General features: G+C 45.6%; 18 protein-coding genes. 14 read left to right on the top strand and 4 right to left on the bottom strand.

Going from position 1 to position 20,246, the window contains the following annotated elements; genetic code table 11:
* Nucleotides 1-244 precede the first annotated feature (244 nt).
* The 4 genes from rlmKL to ACNKW2_RS08770 are packed head-to-tail and all read left to right on the top strand — an operon-like array spanning nucleotide 245 to nucleotide 6,218.
* Nucleotides 245-2,356, top strand: coding sequence for a bifunctional 23S rRNA (guanine(2069)-N(7))-methyltransferase RlmK/23S rRNA (guanine(2445)-N(2))-methyltransferase RlmL (gene rlmKL / locus ACNKW2_RS08785; protein ID WP_419148221.1), 2,112 nt, complete (start codon nucleotides 245-247; stop codon nucleotides 2,354-2,356).
* Nucleotides 2,349-2,579: a glutaredoxin family protein gene (locus ACNKW2_RS08780; protein WP_336566200.1), complete on the top strand. Its 231-nt coding sequence runs from the start codon at nucleotides 2,349-2,351 to the stop codon at nucleotides 2,577-2,579. The genes rlmKL and ACNKW2_RS08780 overlap by 8 nt, the downstream gene beginning before the upstream one ends.
* Before the next feature lies 1 nt (nucleotide 2,580).
* Nucleotides 2,581-4,497 (top strand): ATP-binding cassette ATPase Uup, encoded by a 1,917-nt coding sequence (gene uup, locus ACNKW2_RS08775; protein ID WP_419148220.1) that lies wholly within the window; start codon nucleotides 2,581-2,583, stop codon nucleotides 4,495-4,497.
* A gap of 8 nt (nucleotides 4,498-4,505) precedes the next feature.
* Nucleotides 4,506-6,218, top strand: coding sequence for a DUF3466 family protein (locus tag ACNKW2_RS08770; protein WP_419148219.1), 1,713 nt, complete (start codon nucleotides 4,506-4,508; stop codon nucleotides 6,216-6,218).
* A 95-nt stretch (nucleotides 6,219-6,313) separates the two neighbouring features.
* Here the strand turns inward: ACNKW2_RS08770 and ACNKW2_RS08765 are convergent, their stop codons facing one another.
* Nucleotides 6,314-6,823, bottom strand: a complete 510-nt coding sequence (locus ACNKW2_RS08765; RefSeq protein ID WP_419148218.1) for a DUF2062 domain-containing protein — start codon at nucleotides 6,821-6,823, stop codon at nucleotides 6,314-6,316.
* Here ACNKW2_RS08765 and ACNKW2_RS08760 point away from each other — a divergent pair.
* From ACNKW2_RS08760 to tcdA, 7 genes are all read left to right on the top strand, one after another.
* Nucleotides 6,803-9,046 carry a DNA internalization-related competence protein ComEC/Rec2 gene (locus ACNKW2_RS08760; RefSeq protein ID WP_419148217.1) on the top strand — a complete coding sequence of 748 codons (2,244 nt, stop codon included), beginning with the start codon at nucleotides 6,803-6,805 and terminating at the stop codon, nucleotides 9,044-9,046. The genes ACNKW2_RS08765 and ACNKW2_RS08760 overlap by 21 nt on opposite strands.
* Nucleotides 9,047-9,109: 63 nt before the next feature.
* Nucleotides 9,110-10,849 (top strand): lipid A export permease/ATP-binding protein MsbA, encoded by a 1,740-nt coding sequence (gene msbA, locus ACNKW2_RS08755; protein WP_419148216.1) that lies wholly within the window; start codon nucleotides 9,110-9,112, stop codon nucleotides 10,847-10,849.
* 1 nt (nucleotide 10,850) lies between these two features.
* Nucleotides 10,851-11,834: a tetraacyldisaccharide 4'-kinase gene (gene lpxK, locus ACNKW2_RS08750; RefSeq protein WP_419148215.1), complete on the top strand. Its 984-nt coding sequence runs from the start codon at nucleotides 10,851-10,853 to the stop codon at nucleotides 11,832-11,834.
* Entirely contained in the window at nucleotides 11,824-12,021 is a 198-nt protein-coding gene (locus ACNKW2_RS08745) for a Trm112 family protein (RefSeq protein ID WP_419148214.1), read from the top strand. Before lpxK ends, ACNKW2_RS08745 begins: the two co-directional genes overlap by 11 nt.
* Entirely contained in the window at nucleotides 12,009-12,764 is a 756-nt protein-coding gene (gene kdsB / locus ACNKW2_RS08740; RefSeq protein ID WP_419148213.1) for a 3-deoxy-manno-octulosonate cytidylyltransferase, read from the top strand. The genes ACNKW2_RS08745 and kdsB overlap by 13 nt, the downstream gene beginning before the upstream one ends.
* On the top strand, nucleotides 12,757-13,422 hold the full coding sequence (locus tag ACNKW2_RS08735; RefSeq protein ID WP_336566210.1) for a TIGR01621 family pseudouridine synthase: 666 nt from the start codon (nucleotides 12,757-12,759) through the stop codon (nucleotides 13,420-13,422). Before kdsB ends, ACNKW2_RS08735 begins: the two co-directional genes overlap by 8 nt.
* 1 nt (nucleotide 13,423) lies before the next feature.
* On the top strand, nucleotides 13,424-14,212 hold the full coding sequence (tcdA, locus tag ACNKW2_RS08730) for a tRNA cyclic N6-threonylcarbamoyladenosine(37) synthase TcdA (protein ID WP_419148212.1): 789 nt from the start codon (nucleotides 13,424-13,426) through the stop codon (nucleotides 14,210-14,212).
* 115 nt (nucleotides 14,213-14,327) lie between these two features.
* Here tcdA and ACNKW2_RS08725 read toward each other — a convergent pair whose 3' ends face one another.
* The 3 genes from ACNKW2_RS08725 to ACNKW2_RS08715 form a co-directional block, all read right to left on the bottom strand.
* On the bottom strand, nucleotides 14,328-14,735 hold the full coding sequence (locus ACNKW2_RS08725) for a SufE family protein (RefSeq protein WP_419148211.1): 408 nt from the start codon (nucleotides 14,733-14,735) through the stop codon (nucleotides 14,328-14,330).
* 2 nt (nucleotides 14,736-14,737) lie between these two features.
* Complete coding sequence (locus tag ACNKW2_RS08720; protein ID WP_419148210.1) at nucleotides 14,738-15,952, bottom strand: aminotransferase class V-fold PLP-dependent enzyme; 1,215 nt, start codon at nucleotides 15,950-15,952, stop codon at nucleotides 14,738-14,740.
* Nucleotides 15,953-16,054: 102 nt separating this feature from the next.
* A complete protein-coding gene (locus tag ACNKW2_RS08715) occupies nucleotides 16,055-17,341 on the bottom strand; it encodes a citrate synthase (RefSeq protein WP_419148209.1) in 1,287 nt (428 codons plus the stop codon).
* A 416-nt stretch (nucleotides 17,342-17,757) separates the two neighbouring features.
* Between ACNKW2_RS08715 and sdhC the strand changes: the two genes are divergently transcribed.
* From sdhC to sdhA, 3 genes are read left to right on the top strand one after another with little or no spacing between them, the layout of a single operon-like run.
* Nucleotides 17,758-18,135: a succinate dehydrogenase, cytochrome b556 subunit gene (gene sdhC, locus ACNKW2_RS08710; RefSeq protein WP_336569249.1), complete on the top strand. Its 378-nt coding sequence runs from the start codon at nucleotides 17,758-17,760 to the stop codon at nucleotides 18,133-18,135.
* A complete protein-coding gene (sdhD, locus tag ACNKW2_RS08705) occupies nucleotides 18,126-18,473 on the top strand; it encodes a succinate dehydrogenase, hydrophobic membrane anchor protein (RefSeq protein ID WP_419148208.1) in 348 nt (115 codons plus the stop codon). Before sdhC ends, sdhD begins: the two co-directional genes overlap by 10 nt.
* Nucleotides 18,474-20,246: a succinate dehydrogenase flavoprotein subunit gene (gene sdhA, locus ACNKW2_RS08700; protein ID WP_419148207.1), complete on the top strand. Its 1,773-nt coding sequence runs from the start codon at nucleotides 18,474-18,476 to the stop codon at nucleotides 20,244-20,246.

The raw sequence follows: 20,246 nt of genomic DNA, 5'->3' as shown, positions 1-20,246 counted from the left end.
TAAGTTGCTTTAATCACTCCAGTAAATATCCCAGCTAGCTGCCAATTGACATAACTGCTTGTGCAAATTTAGGAAATAAGTTTGACGCTAACTGCGAAAAAATTTCTTATATAGAACAAACAAATAGAAAGTTTTTGTGGGGTTATCAATAGGGTTTTCTTGGCTCAAATAGACAACTTAATTAAGCGAATTGGTATAACTTGTGTGTTATACTGCCGGTAATTGAAATTTAAGGGTTTTAACATTGCAATTTATCGCACTTACTTCTATTGGCGTTGAACAGCTACTGGTTGATGAGCTAAAAAGCTATGGCTTTGAAATTAATAAACAAACAGTCGGTTCAGTAAAGTTTACTGGGGCTAACTTAGCAGTACAAAAGTTTTGCATGATGACGCGCTTTGCCACTCGCGTTATGCTGTTAATTGATGACCAAGCCGATGTCAACGACAAAGACTCATTATATAAGTTTGTGCGATTTCAAGCCTGGCAAGATTGGTTTAGTCCTAAGCAAACCTTTGCTGTGGAGTTTAATGGCACCAACCACGCACTGAAAAATACTCAATTCTCTGGCTTAGTGATAAAAGACGCCATTGTTGACTATTTCAATGACTTATTCGAACAACGGCCAGATGTTGATAAGCAAACTCCGGACATTCGCATTATTGCCAAACTAACGAAACAAGGCTGTGCCCTTTATATTGACTTTTCTGGCCCGCGTTTATCTGACCGTGGTTATCGCGATAAGCAAGGCAAGGCACCTATTCGTGAGCATTTAGCGGCTGCTTTGGTGAGTCGTAGTGGTTGGTTGCAAGACACCAGTAAGCCGTTATATGACCCATGCTGTGGTTCAGGCACCTTACTGATCGAAGCGGCGGGCATGGCGCAAAACTTACCGACCAATTTAGACAAAGACTTTGCCTTTAAACGCTTGCCAAGCTTCCGCAGCAGTAAATTCAGCGAACTAAAAGCGGAACTGAAAAGCCAAATTTGCGAAAAAAATCTTTGGCTCATTGGCAGCGATATTGATGACAAGGTACTCAGCATAGCCGAACGCAATGCAGAGCGTGCAGGAGTGGGCTCACACATTAAGTTTAAAAGCGTCGATGCCAATAACTTAACTGCAGCAGCGAAAAGGCCAGGTACTGTGCTGAGTAACTTACCTTATGGTGAGCGCTTAGGTGGCATGGCCGAAATCATCACCCTATACCGCAACCTTGGCCAAGCGTTTAAAAAACATTATAAAGACTGGAACTTGGCGCTTCTGGCCAGCGAGGAAAGCTTGCTGAAAGTGCTTAAGCTGGCACGCAAAAAGTCATACAAATTTAAAAACGGGCCATTGGATGTCTTGCTTAATTTGTATGAAATGAACGAAATGCAGGTACAGCAGAACGCCCAAAATAACGGCTTAAATTTCGAGGGGTCAAAAGCCTTTGCGAACCGTTTGAAAAAGAATCACCAAGCGTTGAAATCATGGATTAAGAAAGAAGCCCTTAACGCTTATCGAGTCTATGATGCTGATATTCCAGAGTACAATGTGGCGGTAGACGTTTATAACGACAGTGCGGTAATTTTTGAATACAAGGCACCAAAAGAAATTGCCGACGATGTGGCGCAAAAGCGCCTGCAAGATGTCATTACCTTAACCGCAGAGCAATTAGACATTGATCCGCTGAATATTGCGGTTAAGGTTCGTCAGCGTCAAAAAGGACAAGAGCAGTACAAAGCGTTGGACAAGCAGAACCGCATCGAAATCGTGGAAGAGTATGGTGCTAAGTTCAAAGTAAACCTGTTTGATTACCTCGATACAGGACTTTTCTTAGACCACCGCCTAGCGCGCAAATACATCCAGCAACACGCCAATGGTAAGCGAGTTTTAAACCTTTTTGCCTACACTGGTACGGCTTCAGTCCATGCTGCCCTTGGTGGTGCAAAATCCGTCACCACGGTGGATATGTCAAAGACCTACCTAAAGTGGGCAGAAGAAAACTTTGCTTTGAATGAGCTTAAGAATCCACGTTTTCGTTTTGAGCAAGCCGACTGTCTTAAATGGTTAGAGCATGCCCATGGCCAGTATGATCTTATTTTCCTCGACCCACCAACGTTTTCAAATTCAAAACGCATGGCCGATGCCTTTGATGTACAGCGGGATCATTTAAAATTGTTATCTTGGGTGAAGAAAATTTTAGCGCCCAATGGTACCTTGCTGTTTTCAAATAATAAGCGTGGCTTTAAAATCGATGAAATGGGCTTAGCGGCGTTAGGGCTTAAGGCACAGGAATATTCCAAGCATACCCTTTCGCCGGACTTTAAACGGAATAAACAAATTCACAACAGTTGGTTGATACAACATGACTAAATGCGTGCTATTTCACACAGAAGGGTGTCACTTGTGCGAAGAAGCCCTTGCGATGCTTATTCAGCAACTGCCAGAAGCAGAAATTGAACTGATTGATATCACTGAGGACGCTGCGCATGTGGAAAAATATCAATTTAGCATTCCAGTAGTAAAAAGAAGCCGCGATGATGCTGAGCTGGGATGGCCGTTTTCAACCCAACAATTACAAGAATTTTTAAATTAGTATGGACTTAATTCGTATTGCGAAAGCTCAGTTAGCATTTGGCTCCCATCCAATTTTGGACAACGCCGATGCTGTGATTGAGTCAGGTGAGCGGGTGTGTATTGTCGGACGCAATGGTGCTGGCAAATCGACCCTGTTAAAAGTATTAGATGGTCAAGTGCAGTTGGACGATGGTGAAATCAACCGAGTTGGCAGCTTAAAAGTCTCACGCTTAGAACAAGACCCGCCAAAAGGAGCCCATGGCTCCGTGTTTGATTATGTCGCCAATGGTTTACCAGAAGCGGCAGAATTACTGATTGAATTTCATGATATTAGTGAGCAGCTGCAAAACAATCAGTCGGATAAGCTAATGGCGCAACTGGAGCGCTTAACCCAACGCCTTGAAGCGGAAGACGCATGGCGCTTCGAGTCGCGGATAAAACAGGTGTTAAGTCAACTACAGCTTGAAGCCAATATGCGCCTAGAATCGCTTTCTGGGGGCTGGCTGCGCAAGGTGGCATTGGCCAAAGCACTGGTGAGCGACCCGGATTTATTATTGCTTGATGAGCCCACCAACCACTTGGACATGCAAAGTGTTATTTGGTTAGAGCAATTTCTTAAGGAATTTAAAGGTGGCATCGTGTTTATTTCTCACGACCGTGCCTTTATTCGTGCCATGGCCACGCGTATTCTTGACTTAGACCGCGGTAAACTGGTGTCTTATCCAGGCAACTACGCCCAATACCTTGAGCAAAAAGCCCACGACTTAAAAGTGGAAGAGCAGCAAAATGCTTTGTTCGATAAAAAGCTAGCCGAAGAAGAGGCTTGGATCCGTCAAGGGATCAAAGCACGGAGAACGCGCAATGAGGGCCGTGTAAGGGCGTTAAAAGCGTTGCGTAACGAGCGCAAACAGCGCATAGAACAACAAGGTAAAACCGATTTTAATATTGAAACCGCCGACCGTTCTGGCAAGTTAGTGTTTGAAGCGCAGCAGCTCAATAAAGCGTTTGGCGAAAAGCAGATTGTGAAAGATTTTTCGACCATTGTAATGCGCGGCGATAGAATTGGTTTGGTGGGGCCCAATGGGGCTGGCAAAACCACATTATTAAAGCTTATGTTTGGCGATATTGCTGCCGATGCGGGCAAAGTGAAGCAAGGCGTTAATCTAGAAGTGGCGTATTTTGATCAGTACCGTGAGAAGTTGGATGAAGAGGCAACGGTACAAGACAACGTTGCTGAGGGCAAACAAGAAGTCATGATGGGCGGGCGTTCGCGTCATGTTCTGGGCTACTTGCAAGACTTTTTATTTCCGCCTGCTCGAGCTCGTACTCCGGTGAAAGCGTTATCGGGTGGTGAAAAGAACCGTCTACTGCTGGCAAAACTGTTTTTGAAGCCCTCCAATATTATTGTACTGGATGAGCCGACCAATGATCTCGATATCGAAACTTTGGAACTATTAGAAGAGATCCTAAACCAATACCAGGGCACCGTATTGATTGTCAGCCACGACCGTGAGTTTATTGATAATACCTGTGGCGCTGTATGGGCGTTTGAGGGCAATGGTCAGGTGACAGAGATAATCGGTGGGTACAGTGACTTTGAGCGTTATCAACAAAAACGTGACGCGCAACGCAAAGAAGCTGAAAAAGTCCATCAGCAGAAACAAACACCGGTTAGTGCCAAGAAAAGCCCTGCCAGTGGGCGCTCTAATAAGCTCAGTTACAAATTAAAACTTGAATTAGAGTCTCTGCCAAGTAAAGTAGAGGAACTTGAAGAGGCGGTAACCAAACAACAAGAACTGGTCAGCGATCCAGACTTCTTTAAACAAGACCAAGAAACTACCCACAGTGCATTGAACCATTTGGCAGAGCTCGAGTCGAAGCTGGAAGCCGCGTTTGAACGCTGGGAAGAATTAGAAGCATTGCAAAATCAGCAGTAAGGATTAAGATGAAATTTAAACTTTTAGCCGCGAGTGTCGCTGTTGCGCTTTCACAACAAGCAGCGGCTGCTACGTATCAGCTAACTGAATTACCTCGCCACGATAACAGTAAATACAGTTATATAACCGACGCCAACGAAGCCGGCGATATTATTGGTCATGCTTCTAACCTGTTTGGTGTAAAAATTGATGTGTCGTATATCGATTTTGAAGACAGTACCATACAAAGCGAGTATGACACGTATGAAAGTAGGCTTGAGGCTATTGACGAAGAGATTACTTTTACACTTGATGATATTGAAAACAATAATGCCGCAAACACAAATGCTCAGGCGCATACATTTATGCTGCTCTATTTAAGTAATAGAGGCAATAGTTTACAATTTCAAAAGGTAATTAGAACGGTATCACTAAGCTTTACAAATAATAGTGCTGAAGAGTTTGTGGTATTTGATAAACAGTCGCCGGACTTTGAAGGCTTAACCCGTTCGGTTGTGAATTACCTTACCAGCGTTTCGGAAGATGGTGTGATTAGTGCTTGGGGCAGTGCGCCATATGAAAAAATCACTTTCACTCCAGAAGGTGAAACTGAGGAAGAAACTTACTTTGTTCGTGACTGGCGTGAGCGTGGTGTGGTGATCTCGCCATCAAATCAACGTGTGGAACTTGAACCCGAGTTTTCACAATATGGTGGAACATCGAAAGCAACAGATATTAGCCAATTAGCTGACGGTGGTTATGTGGTTGTGGGGCAAAGTTCAATAGGATTAGCGCAAACTTCCCAAGAAGCCATAGAGGATAACTGTGATGGTGTTGATGAGCCAATGGAAGTTTGTGTCAAATTACTCGGGAACATATACCATCAGCGGGCCTACCAATGGACTTTAGACAGTGACTTTACCATCATAGACACTCAGGACTTAGGCTTAGCTTTTACGCCAGATGATGATGACGAAAGAGCCTACTCCAGTATAGCCATGGCAGTTAATAATAGTGGCATGGCGGTTGGATACTCGCGTGCTCGCAGACAAAGTGATGATGAGCTTTTGCTTTATGAACAAGCGGTCATTTATCAAAACGGTGAGCATAAAAGAATTAAAGAAGTTGAGTACTACAGTGAATATAGTAAGGCTATTGATGTAAATGACAATGGCATTGTAGTTGGCGTGGTGGGCCGTAAGGGTCGTACTTCTAATTTCGATACCACAGGCTTTTACTACGATACCCAAACGGATACGTATAATACCATCCCAAGTTATTTTGAGGGAGCGGAAGTCGACATTACCGACATCAATAACAACGGCTTTGTTATTGGTCAGGCGGAAGTTGAAAAAAGCGGTTCCAACCGTCGTCGTGAAGCCTTTATTTACGAGATCGGTGCAGAAGCAGCCATTAACCTGAATACTCTATTACCTTGTCGTAGTGATGACTTCCCATACACAATAGCAGAAGCGGTTAAAATCACCGATGACAATAAAGTGTATGCAATAGCTACCAAAACCGTGGAAAGACGTAACAGTTTAGGTGAAGTTGAAAAAGACAGTAATGGTGAGATTGAATATGAATCGGTCACCTTACCGGTACTTCTAACCCCTATTAGTGGTGAAGTAGAGGACTGTACTCCACCGGAGGCCGAAACCTATGAGCGTAATTCTGCGAGTTGGTCGTGGTTAAGCTTGTTGGCTCTGCCATTGGTTATGTTAAGACGCAGGCGCAAGTAGCACGGTTGAGATAGAAACAAAAAGCCCATCAGGGCTTTTTTGTTTTTAGTTATACTGAACTATGCTTATAGTTCACTTACTAAAGTGGATTAGGGTTAACTTTTACCACGGCCTTGCCAAGCTTTATTTACCGAGCGACGCCATAACAAGTCAATACCAAAAAAGCCAATTACGGCAGCAATGCTGGCACAGATTAAGGAGCCAGTAATAAACGCCGGACCAATGGTGGACAGGCTTTGCGCTAACCACTCCCAGCTGGCCTCAAAATGAAACGGCTGGCGCTCTTGGCCTAGGGCAAACACACCAACAATGTAAGAGCAATAAAATATCGGGGGCATGGTCAGTGGATTGGTGATCCATACTAAGGCAATCGACAGCGGTAGGTTAACGCGAAATGGAATCGCTAATGCCGCTGCTAATACCATCTGAAAGGGGACAGGGATGAACGCAAAAAATAACCCAACCGAAAAAGCGCCACGTGCCGAGCGGCGATTTAAATGCCACAAGTTGGCATCGTGCAACAAACTACCAAAAATCTTTAGTGATTTCTGTTGCTTGATTTTGTTGTGATCGGGTAAAAAGCGTTGAATCGTTTTTTTCGCCATTTGCAGCTGCCATCTACGTCAGTTCTAATTTGCTTAGGGGTATGCCTAGGGTGCTGTTTTGGCGTTTTTTTCCTCGATAATTGGAGGACAGCGTTTGCCTGCCTAAGCCTATATCTCTTAGGCTGTTATTCTAAGCTTTTTTACACCATTTTGGCAGGGTTTATTTTAGGCATTTTGATGGTATTGGCCCATTATGTAATTTTTTATCACCAAGATCTCAAGGCTATTGAAGACTCAGCAACCACTGAAATGGTCGGCACTGTAGTTCAGGTCGATAACTCACCAGCAGGACAAACATGGCTGGTCGATGTAGCCGCCATTGCTGAAAAGCCACTGCCTTGGTGGCGAAGCTCACTGGCTAAGCTTTATAGTCAAACTCATCGTCATAATGCTAATGTGGGTGACACCGTCACTGTAACAGCCAAATTAAGGCACTTCCGCAGTCGCATTAATATCGGACTTTTTAATCCTGAATTACATGCATTTCGCAAAAGGGTGTTATTTAAAGGCAGCATAACTAGCGTGACTAGGGTACTTAACACCCGGAGCTGGCGACAAGACTATCGTGTCGAAGTAGCCCATATCATGGCGTCATTTCGCTACGGCTGGTTATACTATTTATTACTCACCGGCGATACTGCCTTAGTTGACTACCAAGACAAACAGCAATTTCGTGAGCTGGGGCTCAGTCACTTATTGGCCATTTCAGGGCTGCACATTGGCATTGTCTTTATGCTGGCTTTTTCCATCATTAAATTAGTCAGCTACTGTGTGCAACCCGTACTTTCTCAGCGGGTTAACCTGCATCAGTTTTGCTTACTGTTTGCGTTACTATTAAGTGCAGCTTATGTGGTGGTGTGTGGTTACAGTGTCTCAGCCACAAGGGCGTTATTTATGGCAGCTTGTGGGGTTGTTATCTACACCTTTGCTTTGCCCATGTCATCACTGAAAGTGTTATTGTACGCCTTAACTGCAGTATTATTTTTTAACCCTTTCGCTGTCTTAAACCCAGGTCTCTATTACTCCTTTATTGCGGTTGCAGTATTACTGGCTACGGTAACCATGTGGCAACATGGCGGCAAAAAGTGGGGCTTGCTGTTACTTTGCCAAGCAATGCTATTTGTTCTATTAATGCCGCTAAACCTCTTTTATTTTGCTGGATTCAGCGTGATTTCACTGTTTGCCAACCTGTTGGTGATCCCTTTGGTTTCTGTGCTGCTCTTTCCGGCACTGTTACTGCAGCTGATACTGGGGTTTTACTTGCAACTGCATTGGCCGCTTAGTTGGTTGGACCAAGGTCTTGCTTGGTTGCTGACCGGCTTAGCTGAGTTTCCGTATCCTTGGCTTGAGAGCCGTGGTATTGATGGTCAATTGGTGGCATTGTGTTATCTGTCGTTACTGTTGCTGTGGCTGTTTCGCCATTATTTCGCCTTGCTGCCACTGAGTTGTTATATGATTTTTACGCTGGTGAGACCCCAGCCAAGTTGGCAGGTTGATTTTTTTGATGTCGGTCACGGCACAGCAGTACTGATCAGTCAGCAGCAAAATGGCATTTTGTATGATATTGGCGCAAAATATTTTGGCTTTTATTCGATGTTTGAGTTTGTCATTAAACCCTATTTAGTGCGCAATAACATTGCACTGCATCACACCATTATTAGTCATGATGACGGCGATCATAACGGTGGAATCACAGAGCTCAAAGCGTACGATAAGGGTAACTCACTCGCTTATTTTCATGGTCATGAGCCACAGCCAACACTTTGTCAACAAACCCAGCTGCACTTCGGTACTCTGCATCTTAGCAGCTTTCGAGCGCAGCAAAGTAACAACGACAACAACAATTCGTGTGTGCTGCGGGTTAGCGACGGCACCTTTACTGTGTTACTACCAGGCGACATCGAGGCCGCAGCTGAGCAAGATTTAGTGGCGCGGCAACAGCATAAGTTAGCTGCGGATATTCTCCTAGCGCCACATCATGGCAGTAAAAGCTCGTCAACCGCTGCCTTTATTGATGCGGTTTCTCCCACTCAGGTTATTTTTTCCAGCGCCTTTCACTCGCCATGGGAGATACCTGCAAAGGAAGTATTGCAACGCTACAGGCAAAGGCAGATAAAAATTCATGATACCGCCCAACATGGCCATATCCGTGTGGCGATTTATAACGACAAAGTGGTGGTAGAGCGAGCAAGAAACAAGGAAAATCACTGGTTTCTCAGATAATTCATTCAGTTTTGCTGATTTGAAAGTTACAATATCGCTTAACCAGAACAACAGAGGCTGGCAATGCAACCAACCGACAGACAAATATACGCTAGACTTTTTAGTTATGTGAAAGAGTTTAAGCTCGCAGCCATTTTTGCAGTAGTGGGTATGATAGGCTATGCCGCGATGGACGCCTCCTTTGTTGCTTTGATGGACCCCTTTATCGACGAAGGCTTAACCGCAGGCAATCGCGATGTCTTGAAGCTTGCGCCACTTGTGGTGATTGCGTTGGTGATAGGACGGGGTGTATTCAACTATATGGCCTCCTACTGTTTATCATATGTTGGCTCACAAGTAGTAAAAACACTTCGTCAGCAACTATTTGAACACATGCTGTATTTACCGGTGTCATTTCACGATCAACATTCGAATGGCGAACTGATTTCAAAAATTACCTTTGATACTGAGCAAGTTCAGCAGGCCGTTACCCGTGCACTGCAGGTGTTGATCCGAGAAGGGGCCTTTGTACTATTTTTGTTGATCACCATGTTTTATGCCAGCTGGCAGTTATCTTTGATCTTTTTGGTGATTGTGCCTGTGGTGGCGGTAATTGTGACTGTGGTCTCAAAGCGCTTTAAAAAAATCTCAAAAAATATCCAAGATGCCATGGGCGAGGTGACCAAGGGCTCAGAGCAGATGATGTCAGGGCATAAGGTCATTCATGGCTTTGGCGGTCAGGATAAAACCATTGCCCATTTTGCCAGCGTTAATAATCATAATCGCCAGCAACGGGTCAAAATGGATGCCACCAAAGCATTAAGCGTCTCTGTGATCCAAATTATTGCCGCCAGTGCCATGGCGGTGATCTTAGCTATTGTCGCCATGCCATCGATGATCGATAAAATTTCATCAGGCACTTTTGTGACTTTAATAACCTCGATGATGATGATGTTACGGCCATTAAAACAACTGGCCAACGTCAACAGTGATTTGCAACGGGGGATTTCTGCTGCGAACAGTGTGTTCAGTATTTTAGACTTAGACAAAGAGCACGATCAAGGCGAGCTTAACATCGAGCGCGCTAAGGGCAATATCGACATCAAAGGCTTAACTTTCACCTACCCAGGCAAAGACGAGCCTGTCATCGCAGATATGAGCCTAAATATCGCGGCAGGACAAAGTATTGCCCTCGTCGGGCGCAGTGGCTCGGGGAAGTCGACACTGTCGAATTTATTACCGCGATACTACGATATTGACCACGGCGTTATTGAGTTAGATGGCGTAGATATTCAGCACTACACTTTAGCTGATTTACGTGCGCAATTTGCCATCGTTTCGCAGCAAGTGGTGCTATTTAGCGACACGATTGCCAATAACATTATGTATGGCTTAACGCAGCCGCTAAGCCCTGAAGCGTTGGAGAAAGTCGCTAAGCAAGCCCATGTTTGGGAGTTCGTTAAAGACTTACCGGATGGCTTAAACACCATGATCGGTGAAAACGGTATGATGCTCTCGGGCGGGCAACGTCAGCGTATCGCCATTGCTCGTGCAATCGTGAAAGACGCGCCAATCCTGATCCTAGATGAAGCAACTTCAGCACTAGACACTGAGTCTGAGCGTTTTATCCAAGAAGCATTGCAAGAGTTAATGCGTGACAAAACCACCATTGTGATTGCTCATCGTTTATCTACCATTGAGCATTGCGATTGTATTTATGTTTTGGATAAAGGCCAAATTATAGAGCAGGGCAAACATCAGCAGCTGCTCGCCCAACAGGGCATGTACCATGCTTTGTGCAAAATGCAGTATGGTGGCCAATAACATGGCAAAGTGGCTGGAGCAAAACTGGTTTAAAAAGGTGAATTTGTTAACCCTACTGTTATTGCCCCTGACATTGCTGTTTCTTGGGGTCAGTACACTGAGAAGGCAACTTTATCGTGTTAAGGTGTTTCGTGCCTACCAAGCACCCGTGCCGGTATTAGTAGTGGGTAACATCAGTGTTGGTGGTAACGGCAAAACACCTTTCGTATTGTGGCTTGTACCATTGTTGCAACAGCTCGGATTTAAAGTCGCTGTGATCAGTCGCGGCTATGGTGCTAACCCGCCTGTTACGCCTTTTCTAGTGACCGCTGACACCGTCACTGAACAAGGGGGAGATGAACCATGTTTGTTGGCGCAGCGTTTGCGCTGCCCGGTAATGATAGGCGCAGACCGTCAAGCCAGCATTAAAAAGCTGCTAGCAGAGCATGACGTCAATATCATTGTTTGTGATGATGGGTTACAGCATTACCAGCTAGCCCGCGATATAGAATTTTGTATCATCGATAATCAACGACAATTTGGTAATGGTCTGGTGCTACCAGCAGGACCGCTGCGAGAGCCAATTAAACGCACACAGCAGGTTGATTTAGCCATTTATAATGGCGGCACAGAGCCATTGTCGTATAGTTTAGAAGGGCAAGGTTTCTATCGCGTCAAAGATGGCAAGCCTGCAGACAAAGTGGCAATGACTGGAGTCTCGGTGTGCGCCATTGGCAACCCAGCTCGGTTTGAGAGCAGCTTAGAGCAAAATGGTATTACCCTTACTGAAAGGCTGCATTTTGCCGATCACTATGCTTATCAAGCCGGTGACTTCGAGCCGCTGGGGCAAGAAGCCATTTTTATGACCGAGAAAGATGCGGTAAAGTGTAAATCATTTGCAAAAGACAACTGGTATTACCTAAAGGTAGATGCCAAACCCACACCGGCACTTTATGATGCGGTGGTAAACTTATTAAAAGAGAAAGAGATCAGACATGGCCTTTGACAGCAAACTATTAGAAATTATCGCGTGTCCTGTATGTAAAGGTAAATTAAGATACGACAAAGAAAACCAAGAGCTAATCAGCACGGCGGCAAAACTGGCTTACCCCATTAAAGACGATATTCCGGTGTTACTGGAAAACGAAGCCAGAGAGCTGACTAGCGATGAGGTAGAGCAGTGGAATTCGTAGTCGTTATACCTGCGCGTTTTGCTTCAAGTCGTTTACCTGGTAAGCCGCTCGCCGACATCGCGGGCAAACCCATGATCCAAAGGGTTTATGAGCAAGCAAGCCAAAGCGGCGCGAAAAAAGTCTACATCGCCACCGATCATGATGCGGTCTATCAAGCCGCCCTTGGCTTTACTCAAGATGTCATCATGACACGTGAAGATCATCAGTCAGGCACAGAGCGATTAGCGGAGGTGGTCGACACACTCGCTCTGGATGAACAGACGGTAGTGGTGAACGTTCAAGGGGACGAGCCTTTGCTGGAACCCGCTAACATTACTCAGGTGGCGGCACTCCTTGATGATGCAGAGGCGCCGATGGCAACCTTAAGTGTTGACGTTGCTGATGTTGAAGAGGTACTGAACCCCAATGCGGTGAAAGTAGTGGCTGATATTGGTGGTAATGCGCTGTATTTTTCCCGTGCCAGCATCCCATTTCAGCGCGACAGCATGATGACAGAGGATAAAACGCAGCTGAATGTTGCTCATTTCCAGCGCCATGTGGGCATTTATGCCTATCGTGCAGGGTTTATCAAAACCTATTTAGATCTTTCTCCGTCTCCTTTAGAGCAGCAAGAATCGTTAGAGCAACTGCGAGTGTTGTACCATGGCTATAAAATTAAAGTGGCTAAAGCGCAAAAGCCAGTCCACGCCGGGGTAGATACACCGGAAGATTTACAACGCGTGCAAGAGATATGGCATGGCTGAGTTTGCGATCATAGCCCAGCACAGTGATTTTGTTGTTGCCCATAAGCCGGCAGGTGTGAGCTTTCACAGCGAGCAACAAAGTGGTTTTGTGGCGCTACTGACCGAACAGTTAGGTTATCCGTTATTTCCGGTACACCGCCTGGATAAAGTCACCTCTGGGCTCATTTTGTTGGCCAAATCCAGCGCCGCTGCTCGGCAGTTTACGGCATTGTTCAGTGCCCGAGAAATTGATAAATACTACCTGGCTTTGATCACCGCTAAACCGAAAAAGAAGCAGGGCTGGGTAAAAGGCGACATGGCCAAATCTCGCCGTGGTACGTATAAGTTAACTAAAACCAAATTAAACCCAGCGGTAACACGGTTTTATTCTTGTGCCATTGCGCCAAATCTGAGAGCCTGCATTGTCAAACCATATTCCGGCAAAACTCACCAGATAAGGGTAGCAATGAAAAGTTTGGGCGCGCCAATATTAGGTGATGTTGCTTATGGTGGCGATAAAGCCGATCGCACTTATTTGCACGCCTATTGCCTAGAGTTTGTTTGGCAAGGCCAGCAGCACAGTTATCACGCCTTACCAGACAAAGGCGAACACTTTGCACAATTAACAGCAAACGAAATTTTTTCCAGTTGGCAGCAGCCAAACAAGCTAGAGTGGTAAAATGACTGAATCAAATAGAGCGTTACGATTTGGCGGTATTGGTCGTTTATATGGTAACAAAGAACTGCAAGCACTAGAGCAAGCACACTTTTGCGTTATTGGCATTGGTGGTGTAGGAAGTTGGGCGGCAGAGGCCCTAGTTCGGACTGGGGTGGGTAAAATCACCTTAATCGACATGGATGATATTTGTGTAACTAACGTCAATCGCCAGCTCCATGCTGACAGCCATAGCATTGGCCAACAAAAAATTGAAGCCATGAAAGCCCGTTGTTTGGCCATAAACCCTGATTGTGAAGTAACTCTCATTGATGACTTTTTAATGCTAGACAACATTAGGGAGTATATCCAAGGTTTTGATTATGTTATTGACTGCATTGACGCGGTGAAGGAAAAAGCGGCGTTAATCGCACATTGCAAACGCAATAAAATACCAATTATCACCACAGGTGGCGCTGGTGGCCAAACCGACCCCAGTCAAATCCAATACGGTGACGTGGCCAAAACCACACACGATCCCTTGTTGGCCAAAGTACGTTACCTGTTACGCAAGCAATATAACTTTACCACAAACCCTAAGCGTAAGTTTGCGGTGGACTGTGTCTATTCAACCGAGCAGTTGGTGTACCCAAGTAGCGATGGCACTGTGTGTAAAATGAAACAGCAAGCCGAAGGTGGTAAGAACATGGACTGTGCCACAGGTTTTGGCTCCGCCACCATGGTGACGGGAAGTTTTGGCTTTTACGCAGCGGCCAGAGCTATCCAAAAATACCTGATAAAATCCGTTAAGTAATACATTTAGAGCGTAATAAAAAACGGGCACCAACGTTTGGGGCCCGTTTTTATTTCAGTGATAAGTGTCTACAACAAGCCTGTAATGTACCTTGCTGGCTTGATATGTAGCGGGTTTAATCGTACTGCTTAGCCGCCAATTGTATCTGCTCGACAATAGCCCTAATGCCATTACCTCGAGAAGGGCTTAAGTGAGCAATAAGACCCAGCGATTGAAATAAGCCATAGACATCGGCTTGAGCCGCTTGTTGCGGAGATTTGCCAGCAAAAGCAGCAATAATGATGGTTAACAGTCCCCGAACTATACGAGTATCTGAATCGGCCATCAGCACCATCTGCTGCTGGCTGTCATCGAGTTCAATATACAACCAGACATTACTATCACAGCCAGACACTAATGCCGATGGCACTTTCAACTCATCCGGCAGGGCGGGTAGTTGTTTGCCCAATAACATAATTTCGCGATATTTTGCCTGCCAACCGCTGCAGGCGGTTAATTTTTCTGTGATGGTAGCGATGTTCATGATTAATCTATCAGCTCTATTGTTGATTTTAGCGCACTAATAAATTGCGCAATATCCTCTTCGTTATTATAAAAAGCCAGGCTTACCCTTACCGTGCCGTTGAGGTTTAGTTGTTTCATCAACGGCTGGGTACAGTGATGGCCACTGCGTACGGCAACACCATAGGTATTAAGCAAGGTCGCCATGTCATAATGGTGCTCGTGTTTGTAATTAAAGCTAATCACACCGGCGTTATGATGGCGATCACCATAGATTGCGATGCCAGGAATTTGTTCCATTTCTGCTAATAGCTTGCGATACAGCTGTTGCTCATATTGGAATAGCGCGTCACTATCTATCTGGTTGAGGTATTCAAGTGCCGCAGCAAACGCGATAACACCGGCGATGTTTGGGGTACCCGGCTCAAATTTAGCGGGCGCCGAGCGGAACGTGGTTTCCTCGAATGTCACCGTTGCTATCATTTCCCCACCAGTTTGATAGACCGGTAAAGCATCGAGTTTGTCATAGCGACCATACAGCCCACCAATACCGGTAGGGCCAAGCGCTTTGTGGCCAGAGAAAACATAAAAATCACAACCAAGCTCGCGTAAATTAGGACGCAAATGCAGTAACGATTGGGCACCATCAACCACGGTGGTGATCCCTAATTGTTGGCAGCATTGTATTAGAGCGTCTATGGGCTGAATATTGCCCAAGGCGTTAGACACATGGCCGATAGCTAAAACGTCTGGCTGATGTTGCTGCAGTAATGCCAACGAGCCCGCTAAGTCCAACTTGCCTTCCTCTAGCATGGGCAGCACCAATAGTTCAGCACCGCTGCGGGCACAGGCTTGTTGCCATGGCACTATATTAGCGTGATGTTCGAATGGGCTAATTACCACCTTGCTGTGCTCAGTAAATTCAGCACTTAAGCCACTGGCAAGCAAGTTTATCGCAGCCGTTGCACCACTGGTCCAGACGATTTCTTTGCCATCAACATGAAAAAAATCGGCGGTGAGTTGGCGGGCATGTTCGTACCTAGTTGTCGCACGCTCACTGAGGGTATGTAAACCTCGATGTACATTTGAATTCTCATTCTCATAAAAAGTTTTTATTACATCGATAACCTGAGCCGGTTTTTGCGTTGTTGCGGCGGAGTCGAAGTAACATAGCCTTTGGCCATCGAGCTTTTGCTCTAAAATAGCGAAGTCTTGGCGCAGCGATTGTATACTAGTCATAACATACCTGAGGTGATTTGACGGCGGGATTTTAGCGAAATCAAGGCGAGAATAAAACAAAAAAGGCCGCAATAGCGGCCTTTTTTAATCTTGATACTAAGACTATCTCTGATCTTGACCTTTGTAGTCGCGAGCTGTGTAGCCTTTGTAAAGCTGACGAGGACGGCCAATTTTGTGGCCAGGCTGCGACAGCATTTCATTCCAGTGTGAGATCCAACCAACAGTACGAGACATCGCGAAGATAACCGTGAACATGCTAGTAGGAATGCCGATAGCTTTCAGGATGATGCCTGAGTAGAAATCAACGTTAGGATATAGCTTCTTCTCAACGAAGTACGGGTCTTCAAGAGCGATTTGTTCAAGCTTCATCGCTACGTCTAGCAATGGATCTTGGATGTTAAGCTCTTCAAGTACTTCGTGACACGTTTGACGCATTACCGTGGCGCGTGGGTCGAAGTTTTTGTAAACACGGTGGCCAAAGCCCATAAGGCGGAATGGGTCGTTCTTGTCTTTCGCTTTAGCGATGTACTCGTCAATGCGATCCACAGAACCGATTTCTTCCAACATGTTAAGACATGCTTCGTTAGCACCGCCGTGTGCAGGGCCCCACAGTGACGCGATACCTGCAGAGATACACGCATACGGGTTAGCGCCTGAAGAGCCAGCTAAACGAACAGTAGACGTTGACGCATTTTGTTCATGGTCAGCGTGAAGCATAAAGATTTTATCCATTGCTTTAGCTAGCACAGGATTCACTTGGTATTCTTCAGCCGGTACAGAGAACATCATGTGTAAGAAGTTTTCTGCATAGCTTAAGTCGTTACGAGGGTATACGAAAGGCTGGCCAACGTTGTACTTGTATGCCATCGCCGCGATAGTTGGTAGTTTAGCAACCAACTTAATTGCACAACGCATGCGCTGTTCTTCATCCGAAATATCAAGATCTGAGTGATAGAACGAAGACAATGCACCAACCACACCACATAGCATAGCCATAGGGTGAGCATCGACACGGAAGCCCTGGAAGAAGGCAGCGATTTTCTCGTGCATCATGGTATTGCGAGTAACTTCATCAGAGAACTCGGCTAGTTGTTCTTTGTTTGGTAGCTCACCGTTTAGAAGTAAGTAACAAAGCTCAATATAGTTTGAGTTTTCAGCTAGTTGTTCGATTGGATAACCGCGATGAAGCAGCACACCCTTGGCACCGTCGATGTAGGTGATCGACGAGTCGCAAGAAGCAGTCGACATGAATCCTGGGTCATAAGTGAATAGGCCGTGAGCACCGAACGAACGAACGTCAACTACGTCTTGACCTGCAGTACCTTCGTAAATTGGTAACTCAATCGGATCATGACCATCAATGTGGACTGTGGCTTTCTTATCTGCCATCTATTTGTCTCCTATTTAATAACAACATTCTGATTGTTATGTTGTGATACTAATGTTAAGCAAATTCAGATCATTCTAACTTATAAACCGGGTAAGAAGTCAATTTTTCTGAGATTTATGCATATATGTATAATAAATATTCTATGGCGATTAAATATTAGACCATTCGCTAATTCGCAAGCTTCTCAATCTAAACAAGAATTGTAAAAGGGCGGATAGCCTTATATACTGTCAACGGTTTTATACCGTATCGTCTGTGGGTAAACCTATTTTTACATCAATTTTTTACACTCCAGTGAACTTTTTGGTGTCCTAATTGGTTTATCTAGAGTGTGCCATCTACATTGCACTATGTAGGTGGGTTTCATAAAAACAAGTAGATGAGCTCCTTTGTGAGCAAAGATGGGCAAGTAACTGTGAAAAAGCAAAGACCTGTAAATCTAGATCTTACGACTATATCTATGCCGCCAACGGCTAAGGCGTCGATTCTACACCGTGTCACCGGTGTGGCATTCTTCTTCGCTTTGACCTTTGTGATTTGGGCTTGGGCTGAATCACTCTCTTCACCAGAAGGCTTCACGTTCGTAACCGAACTGATGACCGGCTTCATCGCGAAATTCATCGCGTGGGGTACCCTAACTGCATTGTCTTACCACATTATCGGTGGTATCCGTCACATGATTCAGGATATGGGACACTGGGAAGAATTAGAATCGGGCAATAACAGCGCTAAGATTGCATTGGCAATCTGGGTTATCGTAGCAATTCTAGCTGGAGTGTGGATATGGTCTTAAATCAAGCGACTCTTAAGCGTGATGGCGTACAAGACTACGTCTCACTGCGCTCAACTGCGTTAATTATCCTTGCATATGCGGTATTTATCGTAGGTTATCTTCTTCTTACCCCTGAGCTAACGTACGAAGCGTGGAACGGGTTGTTTTCTAACCTAGTTATGAAAGCAGCAACCATGATCACCTTGGTGTGCATTATGGTTCATACCCGTATTGGTTTGTGGCAGGTACTAACGGACTACGTTAAAGGCGCCACTATGCGTTCAGTACTGAGCTTTGTATTAAACCTGATCGCACTAGCTTACGTAGCTATTGGTCTCTTTGTTTTATGGGGTGTTTAAGTGAAATATAACGTACGCGAATTTGACGCAGTAGTAGTAGGTGCTGGTGGCGCTGGTATGCGCGCGGCCCTAGCTATCTCAGAATCAGGTAAAACCTGTGCACTAATTTCTAAGGTATTCCCAACTCGTTCGCACACGGTATCGGCGCAGGGTGGTATCACCGTAGCGTTAGGTAACTCGCACGAGGATAACTGGGAATGGCACATGTACGATACGGTTAAAGGTTCTGATTACATCGGTGACCAAGACGCTATCGAGTACATGACTAAAACTGGCCCAGAGGCAATCACTGAGCTTGAGAACATGGGGTTACCATTCTCGCGTTTTGAAAATGGTCGTGTTTACCAACGTCCTTTCGGTGGTCAGTCGAAAAACTTTGGCGGTGAACAAGCCGCTCGTACTGCTGCTGCAGCGGACCGTACTGGTCACGCATTGCTACACTGCTTGTACCAACAGAACGTAAAAAATAACACAAACGTATTCTCTGAATGGTACGCACTGGACCTAGTTAAAAACGACAAAGGCGATGTGGTTGGTGTTACAGCGATTGATATTGAAAGCGGTGAAGTCGTTTTCTTCAAATCAAAAGCGGTAGTACTTGCAACCGGCGGTGCTGGTCGTATTTATGCATCTACTACCAACGCGCACATCAACACTGGTGACGGTGTTGGTATGGCTGTTCGCGCTGGCATTGGCATGCAAGACATGGAAATGTGGCAATTCCACCCAACCGGTATCGCAGGCGCTGGTACACTAGTGACTGAAGGCTGTCGTGGTGAAGGTGGTTACCTGTTAAACAAAGACGGTGAGCGCTTCATGGAGCGTTATGCCCCTAACGCTAAAGACCTTGCAGGTCGTGACGTTGTGGCCCGCGCTATGATGACAGAAATCCGTGAAGGTCGTGGTTGTGAAGGCCCTTGGGGTACGCACATCAAACTTAAGTTAGATCACCTAGGTGCAGAAACACTGAACTTACGCCTACCTGGTGTATGTGACTTATCTAAGACGTTTGCCCACGTAGATCCGGCAGAAGAGCCAATTCCAGTTATCCCAACATGTCACTACATGATGGGTGGTGTACCGACCAACGTTCATGGTCAGGTACTGGATGTCAACGAAGCGGGCGAAGAGCGTATTGTTGAAGGTCTGTTCGCCGTTGGTGAAATTGCCTGTGTATCGGTACACGGTGCAAACCGTCTTGGTGGTAACTCACTGCTTGACCTTGTGGTATTTGGTCGTGCTGCAGGTAACTTCTTAGGCACTTACCTAAGCGACTTTGAGTCAACTGGCGATGCTACGGCAGACGACGTTGACCAGGCACTGGCGAGATTCAATCGCTGGGAAAGCTCTGAGAAAGGTAAGGGCGAGGATCCGGTGCAAATCAAGAAAGATTTGCAAGAGTGTATGCAACTTAACTTCTCGGTATTCCGTGAAGGCGACGCTATGGCCGATGGCCTGAAAGATCTTAAACAGATCCGTGAGCGTCTTAAGCATGCCCGTTTGGACGATAAGTCAAGCGAGTTCAACACTCAGCGTATTGAGTGTTTAGAGCTAGATAACCTGATGGAAACGGCTTTCTCAACTGCGGTAGCTGCAAACTTCCGTACTGAGAGTCGTGGTGCGCACTCGCGCTTTGACTTCCCTGAGCGTGATGATGAGAACTGGCTATGCCACTCAATTTATCACCCGCAGTCTGATGCGATGAGTAAACGCGAAGTAAACTTTGCGCCGACGACTCGCGAAGCGTTCCCACCTAAAGCACGTACATACTAG

This window comes from Pseudoalteromonas 'SMAR' (genome assembly GCF_048515945.1).
Taxonomy (GTDB): Bacteria; Pseudomonadota; Gammaproteobacteria; order Enterobacterales; family Alteromonadaceae; genus Pseudoalteromonas.
The sequence above is the reverse complement of the archived record's forward strand: the minus strand, read 5'-3'. Positions and strand labels throughout refer to the sequence as shown.

Coding starts and splice junctions, on each gene's coding strand:
- ACNKW2_RS08780 (WP_336566200.1), top strand. CDS start 2,349: ATGACTAAATGCGTGCTATTTCACACAGAAGGGTGTCACTTGTGCGAA.
- uup (WP_419148220.1), top strand. CDS start 2,581: ATGGACTTAATTCGTATTGCGAAAGCTCAGTTAGCATTTGGCTCCCAT.
- ACNKW2_RS08770 (WP_419148219.1), top strand. CDS start 4,506: ATGAAATTTAAACTTTTAGCCGCGAGTGTCGCTGTTGCGCTTTCACAA.
- ACNKW2_RS08765 (WP_419148218.1), bottom strand. CDS start 6,823: ATGGCGAAAAAAACGATTCAACGCTTTTTACCCGATCACAACAAAATC.
- msbA (WP_419148216.1), top strand. CDS start 9,110: ATGCAACCAACCGACAGACAAATATACGCTAGACTTTTTAGTTATGTG.
- lpxK (WP_419148215.1), top strand. CDS start 10,851: ATGGCAAAGTGGCTGGAGCAAAACTGGTTTAAAAAGGTGAATTTGTTA.
- ACNKW2_RS08745 (WP_419148214.1), top strand. CDS start 11,824: ATGGCCTTTGACAGCAAACTATTAGAAATTATCGCGTGTCCTGTATGT.
- ACNKW2_RS08735 (WP_336566210.1), top strand. CDS start 12,757: ATGGCTGAGTTTGCGATCATAGCCCAGCACAGTGATTTTGTTGTTGCC.
- tcdA (WP_419148212.1), top strand. CDS start 13,424: ATGACTGAATCAAATAGAGCGTTACGATTTGGCGGTATTGGTCGTTTA.
- ACNKW2_RS08725 (WP_419148211.1), bottom strand. CDS start 14,735: ATGAACATCGCTACCATCACAGAAAAATTAACCGCCTGCAGCGGTTGG.
- ACNKW2_RS08720 (WP_419148210.1), bottom strand. CDS start 15,952: ATGACTAGTATACAATCGCTGCGCCAAGACTTCGCTATTTTAGAGCAA.
- ACNKW2_RS08715 (WP_419148209.1), bottom strand. CDS start 17,341: ATGGCAGATAAGAAAGCCACAGTCCACATTGATGGTCATGATCCGATT.
- sdhD (WP_419148208.1), top strand. CDS start 18,126: ATGGTCTTAAATCAAGCGACTCTTAAGCGTGATGGCGTACAAGACTAC.